This window comes from Novosphingobium sp. BL-A-41-Hi4A-0G (assembly GCF_055521735.1).
This window is the reverse complement of record NZ_CM145501.1, coordinates 2652423-2667771: the sequence shown is the minus strand read 5'-3', so window position 1 is coordinate 2667771 and position 15349 is coordinate 2652423. Positions and strand designations below refer to the sequence as shown.

At 62.1% G+C, this 15349-nt stretch carries 14 protein-coding genes; all 14 read left to right on the top strand.

Annotation, left to right across the window (positions count from 1 at the left end; translation table 11 throughout):
- Positions 1-97: 97 nt before the first annotated feature.
- The 14 genes from ACZ1JX_RS12860 (at position 98) to ACZ1JX_RS12795 (ending at position 15345) form a co-directional block, all read left to right on the top strand.
- Positions 98-430: a hypothetical protein gene (locus ACZ1JX_RS12860; protein WP_465123942.1), complete on the top strand. Its 333-nt coding sequence runs from the start codon at positions 98-100 to the stop codon at positions 428-430.
- Complete coding sequence (locus ACZ1JX_RS12855; protein WP_465123941.1) at positions 427-1500, top strand: amidohydrolase family protein; 1074 nt, start codon at positions 427-429, stop codon at positions 1498-1500. The genes ACZ1JX_RS12860 and ACZ1JX_RS12855 overlap by 4 nt, the downstream gene beginning before the upstream one ends.
- A gap of 62 nt (positions 1501-1562) precedes the next feature.
- On the top strand, positions 1563-2477 hold the full coding sequence (locus ACZ1JX_RS12850) for a LysR family transcriptional regulator (protein WP_465123940.1): 915 nt from the start codon (positions 1563-1565) through the stop codon (positions 2475-2477).
- Positions 2478-2562: 85 nt separating this feature from the next.
- Positions 2563-3495, top strand: coding sequence for a VOC family protein (locus ACZ1JX_RS12845; RefSeq protein WP_465123939.1), 933 nt, complete (start codon positions 2563-2565; stop codon positions 3493-3495).
- The gene (locus tag ACZ1JX_RS12840; protein WP_465123938.1) at positions 3473-4552 is read left to right on the top strand and encodes a fumarylacetoacetate hydrolase family protein; all 1080 of its coding nucleotides are present in this window, start codon (positions 3473-3475) and stop codon (positions 4550-4552) included. The genes ACZ1JX_RS12845 and ACZ1JX_RS12840 overlap by 23 nt, the downstream gene beginning before the upstream one ends.
- Entirely contained in the window at positions 4549-5112 is a 564-nt protein-coding gene (locus ACZ1JX_RS12835; RefSeq protein WP_465123937.1) for a cytochrome b, read from the top strand. Before ACZ1JX_RS12840 ends, ACZ1JX_RS12835 begins: the two co-directional genes overlap by 4 nt.
- 127 nt (positions 5113-5239) lie before the next feature.
- Positions 5240-7693: a TonB-dependent receptor gene (locus tag ACZ1JX_RS12830; RefSeq protein ID WP_465123936.1), complete on the top strand. Its 2454-nt coding sequence runs from the start codon at positions 5240-5242 to the stop codon at positions 7691-7693.
- Positions 7694-8106: 413 nt separating this feature from the next.
- Entirely contained in the window at positions 8107-10353 is a 2247-nt protein-coding gene (locus ACZ1JX_RS12825; RefSeq protein ID WP_465123935.1) for a TonB-dependent receptor, read from the top strand.
- Positions 10354-10578: 225 nt separating this feature from the next.
- Positions 10579-11634 (top strand): Rieske 2Fe-2S domain-containing protein, encoded by a 1056-nt coding sequence (locus tag ACZ1JX_RS12820; protein WP_465123934.1) that lies wholly within the window; start codon positions 10579-10581, stop codon positions 11632-11634.
- On the top strand, positions 11634-12491 hold the full coding sequence (locus ACZ1JX_RS12815; protein WP_465123933.1) for an amidohydrolase family protein: 858 nt from the start codon (positions 11634-11636) through the stop codon (positions 12489-12491). The genes ACZ1JX_RS12820 and ACZ1JX_RS12815 overlap by 1 nt, the downstream gene beginning before the upstream one ends.
- 33 nt (positions 12492-12524) lie before the next feature.
- Positions 12525-13172, top strand: coding sequence for an NIPSNAP family protein (locus tag ACZ1JX_RS12810; RefSeq protein ID WP_465123932.1), 648 nt, complete (start codon positions 12525-12527; stop codon positions 13170-13172).
- A 225-nt stretch (positions 13173-13397) separates the two neighbouring features.
- Entirely contained in the window at positions 13398-13757 is a 360-nt protein-coding gene (locus tag ACZ1JX_RS12805; protein ID WP_465123931.1) for a hypothetical protein, read from the top strand.
- A complete protein-coding gene (locus ACZ1JX_RS12800; protein ID WP_465123930.1) occupies positions 13757-14749 on the top strand; it encodes an alpha/beta fold hydrolase in 993 nt (330 codons plus the stop codon). Before ACZ1JX_RS12805 ends, ACZ1JX_RS12800 begins: the two co-directional genes overlap by 1 nt.
- Positions 14746-15345, top strand: coding sequence for a carboxymuconolactone decarboxylase family protein (locus tag ACZ1JX_RS12795; RefSeq protein WP_465123929.1), 600 nt, complete (start codon positions 14746-14748; stop codon positions 15343-15345). Before ACZ1JX_RS12800 ends, ACZ1JX_RS12795 begins: the two co-directional genes overlap by 4 nt.
- The last annotated feature ends 4 nt before the right edge of the window (positions 15346-15349 follow it).

The following is a 15349-nucleotide window of genomic DNA, read 5'->3' as shown; positions in this document are numbered from 1 at the left end:
GCCGACCTGATGTGGGGGGGCAGAGCACCGCTACGAGGGCTTGGCGGACTGGGAATCCGTCACGGACTTCTATGGGCCGGAACTCATCCGGACCAACATGCCGCTGTTTACCAAAGTGCCCGGTCACGACACCGTGCCCCCCGCGCTCGGTCACTTGCACATCCTTCATGCGATCACGCCCGAGACAGCGACATCGACCCACTATTTCGGCTTCGCCTGCCGGAACTTCCGCCTCGACGACGAGACGCTCGACGCGTTCCAGCTCGAGTCCGACAAGAAGATCAGGCAACAGGACATTGACGCGGTCGAAGCCATCGAGACGAGAGTTGAACAGGCTGCAGCGCAGCAACGCGAACTTCTGGTCAGATCGGATGCGCCGGCGGTGAAGGTGCGCCGGTTAATCCAGAATATGCTGGATGAAGAACAATGAGCTGCGACCACCTGACGACCTGCGGCCACGGCAAGCCCGTCATCCCGGTGGTCCGGCGCGGCGAGGACCTTGTCGTCGACCTGCACTGCCATCTCAACGTCGCAGCGGCTGACGCTTACGTGCGCCGGGAAGTTTCCGACGCGCCCGATCCACTGCGGTTCGTGTCCCCTGCGTCCAGAGCGACAAATGCGGCACTGTTCGCAGCAATCGGATCGCGCCTGAACGGTGTCGAGGAGCGCCTGGCGGACATGGACAGGCTAGGGGTCGATGTGCAGGCCATCAGTCCGTCTCCCGGCCAGTATTACTATTTCGCACCGCCCGAAGTGGGCCGGGAAGCCGCGCAACTGGTCAACAACGGCATCGCCGAGGCTGTCGCGAAACATCCCGACAGGCTCGTGGGCATGGGAACAGTGCCGCTGCAGAACACCGGGATGGCCATTGCCGAGATGCGACGCTGCGTCGATGAACTGGGATTGCGCGGTATCGAGATCGGTTCGAACATTGCCGGTCGCGAGCTTGCATCGCCGGATGTGCGGCCCTTCTTCGCTGCTGCCGAGGAACTCGGCGTCCTGCTGTTCATCCATCCCCTGGGCTTTACCCACGGCGCACGCATGTCGGAGCACTATCTCGACAACATCATCGGCAATCCGCTCGAATCCACCATCGCGTTGAGCCACCTGATCTTCGAAGGGGTGCTCGACGCCTATCCCGCTCTCAAGCTCTGCGTCGCGCATGGTGGAGGCTTCCTGCCTGCCTATTGGGGACGGTTCGATCACGCCTGGCGGGTTCGACCCGAGTGCCGGGTGCACGCCAGGCGCGCGCCGTCGGAGTATCTGCGGAACATCTGGCTGGACACGCTGGTCTTTGATCGCGAACAGCTCGACAGCCTGATCCGGACCCATGGCGCCGAGCGCCTGTGTCTTGGGACCGACTATCCGTTCGACATGGCCGAGCCCGATGCCGTGGCGTTCCACAGCCACCTCGAGCCTGATGTCCGGGCCCGCATTCTGGGCCTCAATGCGGCAGACCTGCTTGGCTTGCACATCGCGCCGCGCGCGGAGGAGGCTTGAGGGTTTTCACCTGTTGATACCCCGCGGGTGACGCATTTCTCGTGTTGATGCTATGCGGCCATATGCGATTCGATAAGCTCGATCTGAACCTGCTGGTGGCTCTGGACGCCTTGATCAGCGAGCAGAGCGTGACGGGTGCTTCAAAGCGCCTTTTCCTCAGCCAGCCCGCGGTCACCTCCGCCCTGAACCGCCTCCGGGATTACTTCGGCGACGAGTTGCTCGTGCTCGAGGGTCGCCAGATGCGGCTGACGTACAAGGCGGAGAAGCTGGCTGCACCGGTCAAGCAAGTTCTCGAGCTCATCCGCAGCGAGATCACCCAGCCCGGCAGTTTCGATCCATCGACGTCCACCCGCAGGTTCGTTATCGTTTCCTCCGACTACATCCAGACGGTCCTGATGGCGGAGGTCATAGCCGAGGTTTCGCGGCAGGCCCCCAAAGTGTCCGTCGAGATCCTGCGCCCCAGCAGCGACACCGAAGAGCGGTTCGAGCGCGCCGAAGCGGATCTTATGATCACCGTCAGGCCCTTTCACCTCGATAACCATCCAAGCATGCCGCTGTTCACGGACGAGCACGTCCTCGTATCGTGGACAGGGTCCGAATATGCGGACGAGATTTCGGAAGGCGAGTTTTTGGCTGCGGGCCATGTTGCGGCAACATTCGGCCGGGACCGGCGCCCGGCGCTGTCTGAAATCTCGCTGGAGCATCTCAGGGACCAGCGCCGGATCGAATTGCTGGTCCCAAGCTTTTCGGCGCTTGCGCAGTCGGTCGTCGGAACGCAGCGGCTTGCTACGATGCACCGCAAGCTGGCGGAGCACTTCCTGCCTCTCTACCCGATCCGGCTGCACCGGGTGCCGGTTCCCATTGCTCCCATCGAACAGATCCTCAACTGGCATCGCCTCCGGGCGCAGGATTCCGGCATGCAATGGTTGCGCAATCTCATTGTCGCGCGCTGCTCGGACAAGTTCGGAAACCTATAGGCAAGACTGATAGGAAGCAGTCTCTCTTTCAATTAGACCGATAGCAGAGCTTCCGCCATTTCGTCCTCTCACAGGAGGACGCTCGATGGCGATCAAGGGACTGCATCATATTCATCTCGCTGTGCGCGACCTCGCAGGAGGGGTCGCGTTTGCGCAGGACTTCGGACTCGTCGAAGCGGCGGCACTGGGGCGCAAGAGGTACATGCGCGGCCTTGGCCGCCACGCCTACCTAGTCGTGCTCGAAGCAGCCGATGAGTCAGAATTTTCTGGCCTCGCATTTGAAGTCGATGACGAAGCCGACCTTGGCAGGGCGATAGACGATCACGGGGCGAGCGCTCTGCGTGCGCTGGGCGGACCCGGTGGTGGGGTCGCAGTCGATCTGGTGGACCCCAATGGATTCAATATTTCACTGGTGCACGGTATTCAGGACCGGGCTCCGGACCCTCTGCCGCCATCACTGCTTTTGAACCAGGGCTACGACAAGCCGCGGATCGGCACCTTTCAGGAGAAGTCGCCGCTCGGACCGCCCCCGATCATACGGCTCGGCCATGTCGGCATCTTTGTCCAGGACTGGCAGGCGACCGACGCGTGGTACCGCAGCGTCCTCGGGCTCATCCCCAGCGATCTGATGTACCTGGGCGATGAAGCCCACAAGATCGGCGGCTTCTATCGCCTCGATCGTGGCTCGGAGCATGTGGACCATCACGTGCTGGGCATGTTCGGAATGCCGGGCAAGCAGGGGCTTCACCATCTTTCACTCGAAGTGCCCAATTCCGAAGACCAGTTTGTGGCGCACCGTTGGCTGACCCGGCGCCAGCGCACTGAAATCTGGGGCGTGGGTCGCCACCCGCTCGGCAGCCATGTCTTCGACATTTGGAAGGACCCGAACGGCTTCAGATACGAAACCTTCTCGGACACCGACTTGCTGGATGCTTCGGCCACCACGGGGCTGCACGCCATCCAGGATATGGAAATGGATCTATGGAGCGACCGCAATGTCGAAATCTACTTTGCATGACCTGAAGCCGAAACCTGCGCTGCGGCCCGAAGGAATCAACGAAGCCACCGGATTGATCAACGGAAGCTTCGGCATCGGCACTTACCGTGCCAAGGGCAGGACTTTCCCCGGGCTCGTGCAGGCTGCAGGCAGTGTTTACGACCTGTCGAGCCACTACGCCGATACCCTTGCGCTTTTCGAGGATTGGGACCGCGCACTCGACCTTCTTGCTGACATTTCGGCAAAGGACGCCGGGGCCGATCTGGCCTTTGCCGATGTGGAATGTCTCCCACCCGTCTCCCGACCCAACATGCTGTGCACCGGTTCCAACTACCGGCAGCACGTCGCGGAGATGATGACCTACAACAAGTTCAATCAGGACAAGCGCCTTCCGGGAGAGAGCGACGAAGCGTTCTTCCTGCGCAACCTGGAGGAAGTCGACCGGCGCGCGCGCGAGGGGATGCCATTCTTCTGGACAGGTCTGCACAGTTCGCTTTGCGGCGCGTACGACCCGATTCCGCTTCCGCTCGTCGGCGAGCACCACGACTGGGAGCTGGAGTTCGCTGCAGTGGTTGCCCGCACCGGACGCTACGTGCGCCCGGAGGATGCCGATCAACTGATCGCCGGCTACGTGATGGTCAATGATCTCGGGACGGTCGACGAGTTTCGCCGCATCGACGCTCGCTGGGGTCATGATTGGGTCAGCAAGCATCAACCGAACTTCAAGCCTGCAGGTCCGTTCATCGTTCCCAAGCAGTTCGTTGATCGTTCGAAGGTCCAGATTCGCATGAAGCTCAACGGAGAGGTCATGCAGGACTGGCCGATCAGCGACATGATCTTCCAGCCCGAACAGGTTCTCTCCTATGCGTCGGAGCGGATCCGCCTGATGCCGGGGGACTTCCTGCTGACCGGGTCGCCCCCAGGCAATGGTGCGATGCACGGTGGCCGCTGGATGAGACCGGGCGATATCCTCGAAAGCGAGATTACTTATCTGGGGCGCCAGACCAATGTCGTCGTGGCCGAAGAGACGAGCGGCAAGCCGAACTACGGTCCGTTCATTACCGAGTGGCCGACGTGACCAGCGGTCCCGTGGAATCGGCTGGGACGGCTCAGCCGTCCCAGCGTTACACGCGAACTGCCGCGCTCCTCCATTGGACGATTGCGGCGGCGATCATCGGCAATCTGGCGATGGGGTACCTCTGCGCCAACATCGAGTTTGTCTCCGAGGATCTCGTCCTCGATATTCACAAGGTCTCGGGGTTGCTCATCCTCGTCCTCAGCCTTTACCGGCTTGGCTGGCGGCTTACCCACAAGGCGCCAGCCCTCGCATTCAACGGCCAGGCGCAGCGATGGGCGGCGCACGCGATGCATGGTGCGCTCTATGTCCTGATGATCGCCGCGCCCCTCACGGGCTGGCTGGTGACGTCGAGTTTTCCCAAGCGACATCCGATCACTGCCGGTCCATTCGATCTCCCCTTCCTCCCGGTAGAGCCCAGTCTTCCGCTCGCGGTTAAGGCACATGGCGCCCATGAAGTGTTCGCTGCTCTCATGGTGACGCTCGTCTTCGGGCATTTCGTCGCGGCAGTCTGGCACCAGTGGGTCCTCAAGGACGGACTGCTCGATCGGATGAAGGGCTGAGGCGGTGGAGCGCGCGTCATCCCATTCATAGCGCTTATAAGTTGTGCCCTTACTATCGATTGGACGTTGCCGGGCAATCGGCGGATCACCCCGACAACGTCAATAAAACCGCCAAGGGGAGGGACCAATGCGGCACACATTACTGTTCACGACGAGCGCAATCTGCCTGACGCTTCTGGCTAGGCCCGCTGCGGCACAGGCCGAGCAGGCCGAGCAGGCCGCGCCGGAGACCGTGATCGGCCTCGAAGAGATCGTCGTCACCGCCCAGCATCGAACGGAAAGCTCGCAGCGGGCCGCAGTCGCCCTTGACGTTGTCTCCACCTCGGAGCTCGAGAACGCGGGCATCGTGAACAGCAGCACGCTCAATGCGGCCGTTCCGGCGCTCTACATCACCCGCGGCGGTGGCGTGAATACGAGTTACTTCATCCGCGGCGTCGGCAATTTCACCAACAATGGTTATACGGACCCCGCAGTCGCATTCAACGTCGACAGTGTCTATCTCGGGCGTCCTGGCTCGACCATCGGTGCGTTCTATGACCTTGAGCGGATCGAAGTGCTAAAGGGGCCGCAGGGCACTCTGTACGGGCGGAACGCGACGGGGGGCGCAGTAAACGTCATTCCGGCAAAGCCCGTTCCCGGTGAGTGGGCCGGCCGCGTTGCCATAGGCTACGGCAACTACAACGCCTTTGACGCCGAAGGGTTCGTCAACGTTCCCGTTGGCCAGGACGGCGCCTTGCGCGTGAGTGGAAAGCTCGTCGACCGCGATGGCTACAACGCCGATGGCACTGGAGACGAAAAGGGCCACGCCCTGCGCGTACAGTTGCTTGCGAACCTCACACCGGACCTGTCGTTTCGGGTCAGCGGAAACTACTCACACGTGGGCGGCGTCGGTGTCGGTGGAACTTATACGCACGCAATCAACCTGAGCCCCGGCTCGCAGGCAACTGCAACCTCGCCTGCAAACTACACCGTGGTTCCTACCGGCTTCGACCCGCGCTCGGGACTTCATTCGCCGTCGAACGCAGCATTCTTCGCGCAGCGTGTGCTGGGCGGACCGCGTATCAATCCGGGGCCGCTGGCCTATCCTTTCCTCGACAACGACTATTTCGGTGCCAACGCCGAGATCACCTGGAAGACCGGCATTGGCACCATCACGGTCATCCCGGCATACAACAGTGCGCAAGTCCGCAGTCTGTTCAATGGTCCTGCGTTCAGGGGGGGACTCGTCCATGAGGATTCCGAGCAGTTCTCCCTTGAAGCGCGGATCGCCGGTGAACCTATCGGTCCGTTCGACTGGCTTCTGGGCGCGTTCTATTTCGACGAGAACGTCAAGGGGCGTCAGAACTTCAGCCAGTATACGGTCAACTCGTTTCAGGCCTTCGATGCCGACAACAAATCGTCGGCCGTGTTCGGCCGCCTGACTCTCAACGCCACCGATCGCCTGCGGGTGGTCGGCGGGATCCGCTACACGCGGGACAAGAAGCAGTTCGTGGGTGTCGGTCGAAACCTGATCCAGATCTGCACCAGGCCTGCAGGCTGCATCGGCGGCCCATCGGTTCCCGTCGCGCTGACCTTCGAGGACCTCGGCAAGCAGATCACGCTCCCTACGTTGCCTGGGCCGGCCAACAGTGTCGCCTTCGGAACGTCAGGCAACAGGCTGTTCTTCGCACCCCTTACGCTCAATCAGAAGCTCGATCGCAGCCGTACGACCTGGCGTGGTGCCGTCGAGTTCGATGTCGGGCCGCAGTCGCTCCTCTATGCGAGTCACGAGACGGGTTTCCGGTCGGGCGGGTTCAATTTCAGCCTCGGGCGTGAGAGCTACGAGCCGGAATACATCCGCGCCTGGACTCTGGGGATGAAGAACCGCTTCTTCGACAATCGCCTTCAGCTGAACCTCGAACTTTTCCGCTGGAACTATACCAACCAGCAGGTCGCCCATTTCGGCATCGATTCCACTGGTGGAAACAGCTTCTTTACCGAGAACATCGGCAAGTCGCGTATCCAGGGCATCGATCTCGATCTGCAGTTCCGGGCTACTGCGACGACGCTTCTGCGCGGGTCCGTGCAGGTCCTCGACAACAAGCTGACGAGCTTCGTCTACAACACCCAGCGCAACGCCACGAACAATGCGCTGCCGCCGCCCGTCGGGTGCCGCACCTCGCCGGGCACCGCGCCGATCCCGGGTTCGACCACCGGTGCGACCAGCACAGTATGGGTCGTCGACTGTTCGGGTCAGAATGGCTTCAACTCGCCGAAGTTGGCGTTGAATGGCGGAATTGAACAGACTTTCGCCTTGGGCGACTATGAACTCGTCGCCACTGTTGACGGGCGGTATCGTTCGAACCGCATGACCTCGTTCGAGTTTCTGGCTTTCCAGAACTCGGGCAGCGACTTTTCGGCAGATGCCTCGCTTCGCTTCGGCCGACAAGACGGGAACTGGTCGGTTACCGGCTTCGTGCAGAACATCGGCAACCGCCTGATCCCGACGCTGTCCCAGTTCGCGGGCACCACAGGCAACGTCGTCGTCACAAACTACGCGCCGCCACGCACCTATGGCATGAGGGCAAGCTTCTCTTTCTGAGGGAGCGCAAAGGGCTGCAGCGGCGACGCTTGCCTGTGCAAGACGTGCCGCTGCAGCCAACTCCAAGTCCTGTGCGAAGCTTTCGTTGGCGTCCTGACCTGCAACCGGTGCGTTTGCTTTGACAGTACCGCCCGCTCTCCCGCGCTCGGGCTGACAATCGGGCCCGGAAGAGCATCAACCATTCGGCCTGCGCCGACCTATACGCAAAGTTTCATACGCTAGCTCGAATGCGCATTTTTCGCGCTTGTCCATCTTTGTTAGACCTCCGCTGACTGATCGATAGCGGACCGATGAATGATGTTGGTCCGTCAAAGTAAACGGTGTCGCAAGGCGCCGCTTGATCGGTTTCGGCTTTCCGGAAGGAAGGCAAAAAGATAATCAGGGAGGAAGAAATGCTGATCTGCCATAAATCCGTGTCGTCGAATAAGAAGGCATTTCTCAGCTCGATCATCGCCAGTACGGCTATCCTCTTCTCGCCAGCCATTCATGCGCAGGAGCAGGCCGAGCAGTCGTCTAATGTCGACGAGGCCGATCCCACCGGGATTGTCGTCACCGCCCAGCGTCGCGAGCAGCAGTTGCAGGACGTTTCGCTCTCGATTGCGGCCGTTGGCGGGGAAGAACTGGCCCAGCGCGGCGTGACCGACGCCATCAATCTCAACGACGTGGTGCCCGGTCTGAAGATCGGCTTCCTCGGCAACCAGGTCCAGACTTATGTTCGCGGCGTTGGCGACACCACCAGCAATCCCTACACGCAGGCATCGGTCTCGTTGAACGTCGACGGCGTGTACATCGCGCGTTCGCCGGCATTCCGAACGAACTTCTACGACCTTGCCCGCGTCGAAGTGCTCCTTGGTCCGCAAGGCACGTTCTATGGCCGCAACTCTGCAGGCGGTGCGATCAACGTCATCTCCAAGGACCCGCGCGTAGGCGAGACCGATGGCTACGTCCTTGCCGATGGCGGAAACTACTCGTTCGTGAAGCTCGAGGGTGCGGCCAACCTGACGCTGACCGACAAGCTTGCGGTCAGGTTTTCCGGCCAGATGGTCGACAGTGACGGAACCACGACCAGCGGCGCGAACGATCTTGTTTCGAAGTCCGTGCGCATGAAGGTTCTGTGGGAGCCGAGTTCACGCTTCACGATGAAGACCACGCTTGACTATTCGAAGGTCGGTGGCGTCGGTCCGGGGCGCGTCAACTATCCCGCGCAGTTCGGCAACCCGTGGGAGTCGCCGTACGATCCCCGCATGACGCAAGCCGCATATCCCAACCAGGCGTTGCAGTTCGATCATCCGTTCCTCGACAACAAGAACTACGGCATATCGACCGAGATGGTCTATGACTTCGGCGGTGCTGCGCTGACGGTCATTCCCGCCTATCGTTATTCGTCATCCTATGCCGAGACCGACAACGGCACCGGCACGATCTCGTCCGAAACCTCGGACCAGTACTCGCTCGAAGCGCGCCTTGGCGGGGAATCGGGCTTCGGCAACTGGGTGGTCGGCAGCTACCTGTTCCGTGAAGACCAGACGATCGACCTGACACTGCGGACGATCAACAAGTGGACCGGCAACGGTACGCGCTACCAGCAGCAGATTTTCCCGAACTTCGACACCAAGGCATGGGCGCTGTTCGGGGAAACCACGATCAACGTCACGCCCGAGATGCGTCTGATCGTCGGTGGTCGCTACACCGAGGAAACCCGCTACAAGCAGGGCGAAATCCGCAATGGGACCGTCACGGCCTTTGTGCCGACGATCAATCCCGCGCGGACAACGGTCATCGACACGTCGCTCGCCGTCGATGCCTTCACCTGGAAGGGCGGTGTCGAATACGATCTCACGCCGGACAACATGCTGTACCTGACGGCGAGCCGCGGCTTCAAGAGCGGCGGGTTCACGGCAACCAACGATTCACCGTTCTTCCCGGAATACCTGACGGCCTATACCTTCGGCTCGAAGAACACATTCGGCGCGGCTCTGCTGAACCTCGAAGCGTTCTACTGGAAGTACAAGGACCAGCAGATTTCCTTCGTGACGATCGAAGATGGGGTCACGACGTTCGTCACGCGGAACGCCGGGCAGAGCACGATCTGGGGCTTCAGCGTCGAGGGCGTCCTTCCGATCGGTAAGAACGGGCGCCTGAGCGTCTCGGGCGAATACCTCAACACCAATTTCGACACCTACGTGTTCGAAACCACGGGCGCTGCAGTGCCAGCCGGACAGGTGCGTTCGGATGGCTGTCTGAGCGGAGGCTCCAACGGTTCGCTCAGGATCGTGGATTGCAGTGGCCAGCCGCTGCCCCAGGCACCCAAGTGGTCTGGCAACGCGCGGTATACCCAGCAGTTTCCGCTGGCCAATGGCGGCGGCATCGAGTTTGCCGGGGACATGAAGTTCGCCAGCAGCACGATCCTTGCGGGCAGCAACTTCGCATCGCGCTACTTCAGGGATGACGGATACGTCACTTTCGATGCGAGCCTGTCCTACACTTCGCCCGATCGCAAGTGGACCTTGCAGGGCTACGTCCGCAACATCACCAACGAGCCGATTTACGTACAGGCGTCGGCGACATCGAACTTTACCAATCCGGGTGGTGATGCGCCGTCGGTTGCTGCCATCCGTCCGCCGCGGACCTACGGCATGAGCCTGCGGTACAACTTCTGATGCCGAGGCGCGACGTGATCCGCTCGCACTAGAAACGACGACGGCAGCTTGCGGGCAGTCCCGCCTGCTGCCGTCTTGCTAACCAATCGCGCTTCAACCATCGTTTCGGGAGCTTGTCGGCGCGCAGTCACCATGACGGAAAGTCCGTTCGGATCCATGCAGTTTCCGAATCTGGCGAAGGCAGCGGGACAACAATCACTTCCTGTTTCAAAGGCGGTTAACATCATGCATCCTCTGAAGGTCGACCAACCTTACCCGTACAACCAGTGGTGGGTCGCCGCCTACGCGAATGAACTGACGCAGACTCCCCTCGGGCGAACGATCCTGGGTGAACGCGTCGTCATGTACCGGACTCAGGCAGGTGAGCCCGTTGCCCTGGCGGGACTTTGCCCGCACCGCTCCTTTCCGATGGAAATGGGAACGCTGGAGAACGACGTCCTGACCTGCGGCTACCATGGTTTCAGCTTTGCCCCCTCAGGCAAATGCGTGGGCATTCCATCGCAGGAGAAGGTCCCGGCATCGTTCTGCACGCGCAAGTATCCGCTCGCCCAGCGTGGGGACTTCGTGTGGATCTGGACCGGCGATCCGGCCCTGGCGGACGAGAGCACGGTGCCCGATCTCCTTGGCTACGGGATCGGCGATCCGGCCTGGCACGTCGAGCAGCGCCCGATCCTCGAACTGAAGTCGCGCTACACCCTGCTGATCGAGAACCTGATGGACCTGTCGCATGTGACGTTCATCCACCCAGTCTCGATTCCGGGCGGTGCCGCGGTTGTGAAGATTCCGGTGGAGATGACCGAAAAGGACGGGCGGGTGAACGCCGTCCGCAGAGGCAGGGGTTTGCCGACCAATCCGCTGCACCAGTTGTTTTTCCCCGGCTTTACCGGGCCGATCGACCGTCACTTCGATTCCGAGTTTTTCGGACCGTGCCTGATCCGTACCGGCGGCGAGATGTTCAATACCGAGACCGGGGAGTACATGGGCTCGGTGCATTACATGCACGCCATGACGCCTGTGGACGAATACAACACCTTGTACTTCATCCTCGTGCCTCGCGATATCCGGCAAGGCGATGCCGATTTCGATGCGGCGAGCCTGGCGAGCTACAAGAAGATCCAGCCCGAGGACAAGCTGATCCTCGAGCGTATCGAGGAAGGCTTGCAATCCACGCGCAAGCTCCAGCCCGAGATTTCTGCCCGGATCGATACGCCGGCGTTGAAGGTGCGCTATCTGATCGAACGGCAGATCAAGGCCGAGATGGCGGTCGGAAGCGACAGCTGATGTCGGTGCATCGGGGCCCGTCCGGACATGCCGGGACGCCGTTGCTGCCATCGGGTGCCTGCGATTCACACAGCCACGTCTATGGACCTGCTTCGGCATTCCCCTACCGTCCCGACCGGACCTACGACCCGGTGGACGCACCCTACGATGCCTATCGGGGGCATATCGGCAGCCTGGGCCTCGAGCGCTCCGTCTTTGTGCAGCCTGCGGTTTACGGCAGCGATCATGGCGCCTTGATTGACGCCTTGCAGCGCAGTTCCGGCCTCAGTTCCGGGGTGGGACTGGTCGAATGCGACGTTGCCGAGGTCGAACTCGACTTGTTGCATCTTGCAGGGCTCAGAGGCGCGCGGTTCAACTTCATGCCCCATCTGGGACCGGCGCCCCTGCCGCCGGAGATGCGATCGCTTGCTCGGCGACTTGGTGCGATCGGCTGGCACGTCTGCATTCATCTCGACATGACCGCCTTGCGCGAGCAGGCCGACCTCATCGCGTCGCTCGACTGTCCCGTCGTGATCGATCACATGGCGCGGATCAGTCTCGATGCGCCGGGTCTGGAAGCCGATCTCGCCTTCATCGAGGACCTGTTGAAGGCACCCAACGTCTGGATCAAGCTTTCGGGAGCAGACCGTGCCGTGCGGGCACGCACCGAGCTACCCAAGATGAAGCCGATCCTTGCGCGACTGCATGCAGCGGCGCCTGACAGGTCGCTCTGGGGCTTCGACTGGCCCCATCCCAATGTCAGATGGAAGCCCGAGGATCGCGACCTGCTGGACCTCGCGCTCGACGCGCTGTCGAAGCCGGAGGCGATCCGGCAGGTCTTCGTCGAGAATCCGGGGCGGCTCTATTTCAGCTGCTGATTGCGTGCCTGTCCCTGCTTTCCAGGAACCAACATGATCATTGATTTCCGCACCTATACCTACTTTCCGGCAGGCTTCCCGACGTTCCTGCGCATGTACAGGGAAACCGGCTTTGCGATCACCACGCGATGTCTGGGGACGACGCTGGGCATCTTCACCTCGCACAGCGGCAAGGCGAACCGTACGCTGCAGCTCTTTGCCTATCGCGACTTTGCGCATCGCGACGAATGCCGCGCCCGCTTGCGTCAAGACAAGGAGTGGCTGAGCTTCATCAAGGAGGCGGCACCCTTCATACGCGAGCAGGAGAACACAATTCTAGAGCCCGTCGCGGGAGCTTGGGCTGAAGGGCCGGGGCGCTTGTTCGAGCCGGGTCCTGGCGAACGCGGAGGGCTCTTCGAACTGCGGCGCGAACGTGGACCGGCTCGCGCATTTCGCCGCCTGCTGACGTCCTGGTCCGAACGGTGCATCGGCATGGAACCGGCAGGCGTCCTGCGCCCGCTGACAGGCGCGCTCGATACCGTGCATGTGCTCAGTCGCTATCCGGACGATACGGCGCGAAGAACCGCGCTCGACGAAGCCCCGGCCCTTTCGCCGCTGTTGGGCGACGAGGGGCTAGGTGATGCGATCACCTCGATCGAGACCGAACTCTGGTTGCCGACGGACTATTCACCGCAGCAGTGAACCGCGATCCCGAACTGGCATCGTGCGCAAGGGGCACTCATGGACATCGAACATCTCTTTCTGATGGCACCCGGCCGCGATTGGCGCCGCTTTGGTCTGCCCGCCGGAGCCGAAGTCTTCGATGGAATTGAAGGAACCCAAGGTTGCGCTGTGCTTTGCCCGTGGCGGGAGGCGGCAGCGGTGATCGATGGCGCAAGTGACCAAGCCGAATGGTTTCGCTGCAAAATGGTGACAGACAGCGGGGCAAAGCCCGGACGTCCCGCCGCGATGATGCTGATCACTTTCGACGTTCCGCCGGAGTCCGCCGCCGCTTTCGAGGAGTGGTACGCCAGCGAGCACATTCCCATGTTGCTCAAGGCCGAGGGCTGGTTGCGCGCGCGCCGGTTTACCGTGACCGGGCGTGGGGAAGGAGCCGCAGGATGGACGAGCATTGCCGTTCATCTGCTATCGTCGCTTGAGGTGCTGGATTCGGAAGAGCGGCGGCTGGCGCGGACAACGCCCTGGCGGGCCCGCTTCGCAAGCCTGCCCTGGTTCGAAGCGGCCGGACGGTTTCTCTATCGGCCAGACTTGCCGGAGATGCAGTGATGACGGGAAAACTGACGAGACGGGAAGCCTGGCAAAGCGCGATCCTGGGAGCAGGCGCGCTTTCGGCGGCGGTTGCGCCAGTCAGCGCAAGGAGCTTGCGCGCCTGTGCGCCAGGGGACGAGAGCGATATCGATGCTGTGCTGGATGTGCCTGCCGGCCTGGACTCTGCCCTGAAGCGCCAGGTTGTGGTCGAGGGGGGCGAGCTTCCCGTCTGGGACAGCGGCGGCAGCGGCATTCCTGTGGTTCTTGTCCACGCCACCAGCGGCACTGCGGCAGCCTGGCAGTACCAGTTCGACGCGCTGCGGAAAGAGGGCTGGCGGGTGATTGCCTATTCGCGCCGGGGCACCGCCGAGGCCAGTGCGCCGGGGGCGGGAATCGAAACCGAGATCAACGACCTTCTTGCAATCTTCGATACGCTGGGCCTGTCGAAGTGCCATCTCGTCGGCACCGCGTCAGGCGGGATGCTGGTCGCTCGTCTTGCCAGCAGGCATGGCTCACGCCTGGCTTCGCTGACGATATCCTGCAGCGTCGTGGCGGTTGACGACAGTGTCTGTGCCCGGATGCTGGCAAGCCTTTCCAGCCCCGAGTTCCTTGCGCTGCCAAGCATTCTGAAAGAGCTGTCTCCGTCCTACCGTGCGACCCAACCCGAAGGGGTCAAGCGGTGGCTCGAGATCGAGGCGTCATCGGTTTCGGCCAGTATCGGCAGGAGTGGAACTTCGGCAGCCCGCTTCGGATCGGCGATGGCGCGAGCCCCTGCGCTGACCCCGGCGGATCTGGGAGCAATCAACGTGCCTGTGCTGCTCATCTATGCCGAGGCCGACCTGTATTCCCCGCCGCCGCTGGCCCGGCGTCTGCAGACGTTCTTCAGGCGGTGCGATCTCGTGGTGATCGCGGGCGCAGGCCATGCCGCGCAATGGGAAAGGCCCGCGCAGTTCAATCGTGCACTGAGCAGCTTTCTGGCGCGGGCGGGCAGAAAGGAGAAGCGGACATGAGTGTGCTGCCGCCGCTGGACGTGGTTGAAGGTGGCGACCGCTTTCCCCCGATTGATCCCTCGCTTTGGACCGAGCGCATGCGCGAGGCGGCTGCTGAACTGATCAGCAGTCCGCGCGGGGAAGTGCGCGGGCCTTTCGTTCCCTTGTTGCGCAGCCCCGAACTCCTCGACCGAGCGCAGAAGCTTGGCGCCTTCCTTCGCTACGATTGCACGATCCCCGAGCGCTTGCGCGAGTTCGCGATCTGCGTGGTCGCACGCTTCTGGAGCCAGCCATACGAATGGAGTGCCCATGCCCGCCTGGCACATGTCGCTGGCGTCGCCTCCGTGACCCTGGCTGCCCTGCGCGACGGGGAATGCCATGCCGAGGCGCCCGCCGACGAGCGGCTGGTCTTTGCCTGCTGCACCCGACTGCTCGTCGAACATCGGCTCGACGACGATGCCTTCGGGCTGGTCGCAGACCTTCTGGGCGAGCAGGGGGTGGTCGAGCTTGCCGCGCTGTGCGGGTACTACTCGCTGCTGGCGATGGTGATGAACGTCGCGCGCACGCCCTGTCCCGGAGAGGCCTTCGCGGTTCCGGGGCAGGAGCGTGACGCATAGCCCG

Coding starts and splice junctions, on each gene's coding strand:
- ACZ1JX_RS12850 (WP_465123940.1), top strand. CDS start 1,563: ATGCGATTCGATAAGCTCGATCTGAACCTGCTGGTGGCTCTGGACGCC.
- ACZ1JX_RS12805 (WP_465123931.1), top strand. CDS start 13,398: ATGGTGACAGACAGCGGGGCAAAGCCCGGACGTCCCGCCGCGATGATG.
- ACZ1JX_RS12815 (WP_465123933.1), top strand. CDS start 11,634: ATGTCGGTGCATCGGGGCCCGTCCGGACATGCCGGGACGCCGTTGCTG.
- ACZ1JX_RS12860 (WP_465123942.1), top strand. CDS start 98: ATGCCGCTGTTTACCAAAGTGCCCGGTCACGACACCGTGCCCCCCGCG.
- ACZ1JX_RS12795 (WP_465123929.1), top strand. CDS start 14,746: ATGAGTGTGCTGCCGCCGCTGGACGTGGTTGAAGGTGGCGACCGCTTT.
- ACZ1JX_RS12810 (WP_465123932.1), top strand. CDS start 12,525: ATGATCATTGATTTCCGCACCTATACCTACTTTCCGGCAGGCTTCCCG.
- ACZ1JX_RS12820 (WP_465123934.1), top strand. CDS start 10,579: ATGCATCCTCTGAAGGTCGACCAACCTTACCCGTACAACCAGTGGTGG.
- ACZ1JX_RS12840 (WP_465123938.1), top strand. CDS start 3,473: ATGTCGAAATCTACTTTGCATGACCTGAAGCCGAAACCTGCGCTGCGG.
- ACZ1JX_RS12855 (WP_465123941.1), top strand. CDS start 427: ATGAGCTGCGACCACCTGACGACCTGCGGCCACGGCAAGCCCGTCATC.
- ACZ1JX_RS12830 (WP_465123936.1), top strand. CDS start 5,240: ATGCGGCACACATTACTGTTCACGACGAGCGCAATCTGCCTGACGCTT.
- ACZ1JX_RS12800 (WP_465123930.1), top strand. CDS start 13,757: ATGACGGGAAAACTGACGAGACGGGAAGCCTGGCAAAGCGCGATCCTG.
- ACZ1JX_RS12845 (WP_465123939.1), top strand. CDS start 2,563: ATGGCGATCAAGGGACTGCATCATATTCATCTCGCTGTGCGCGACCTC.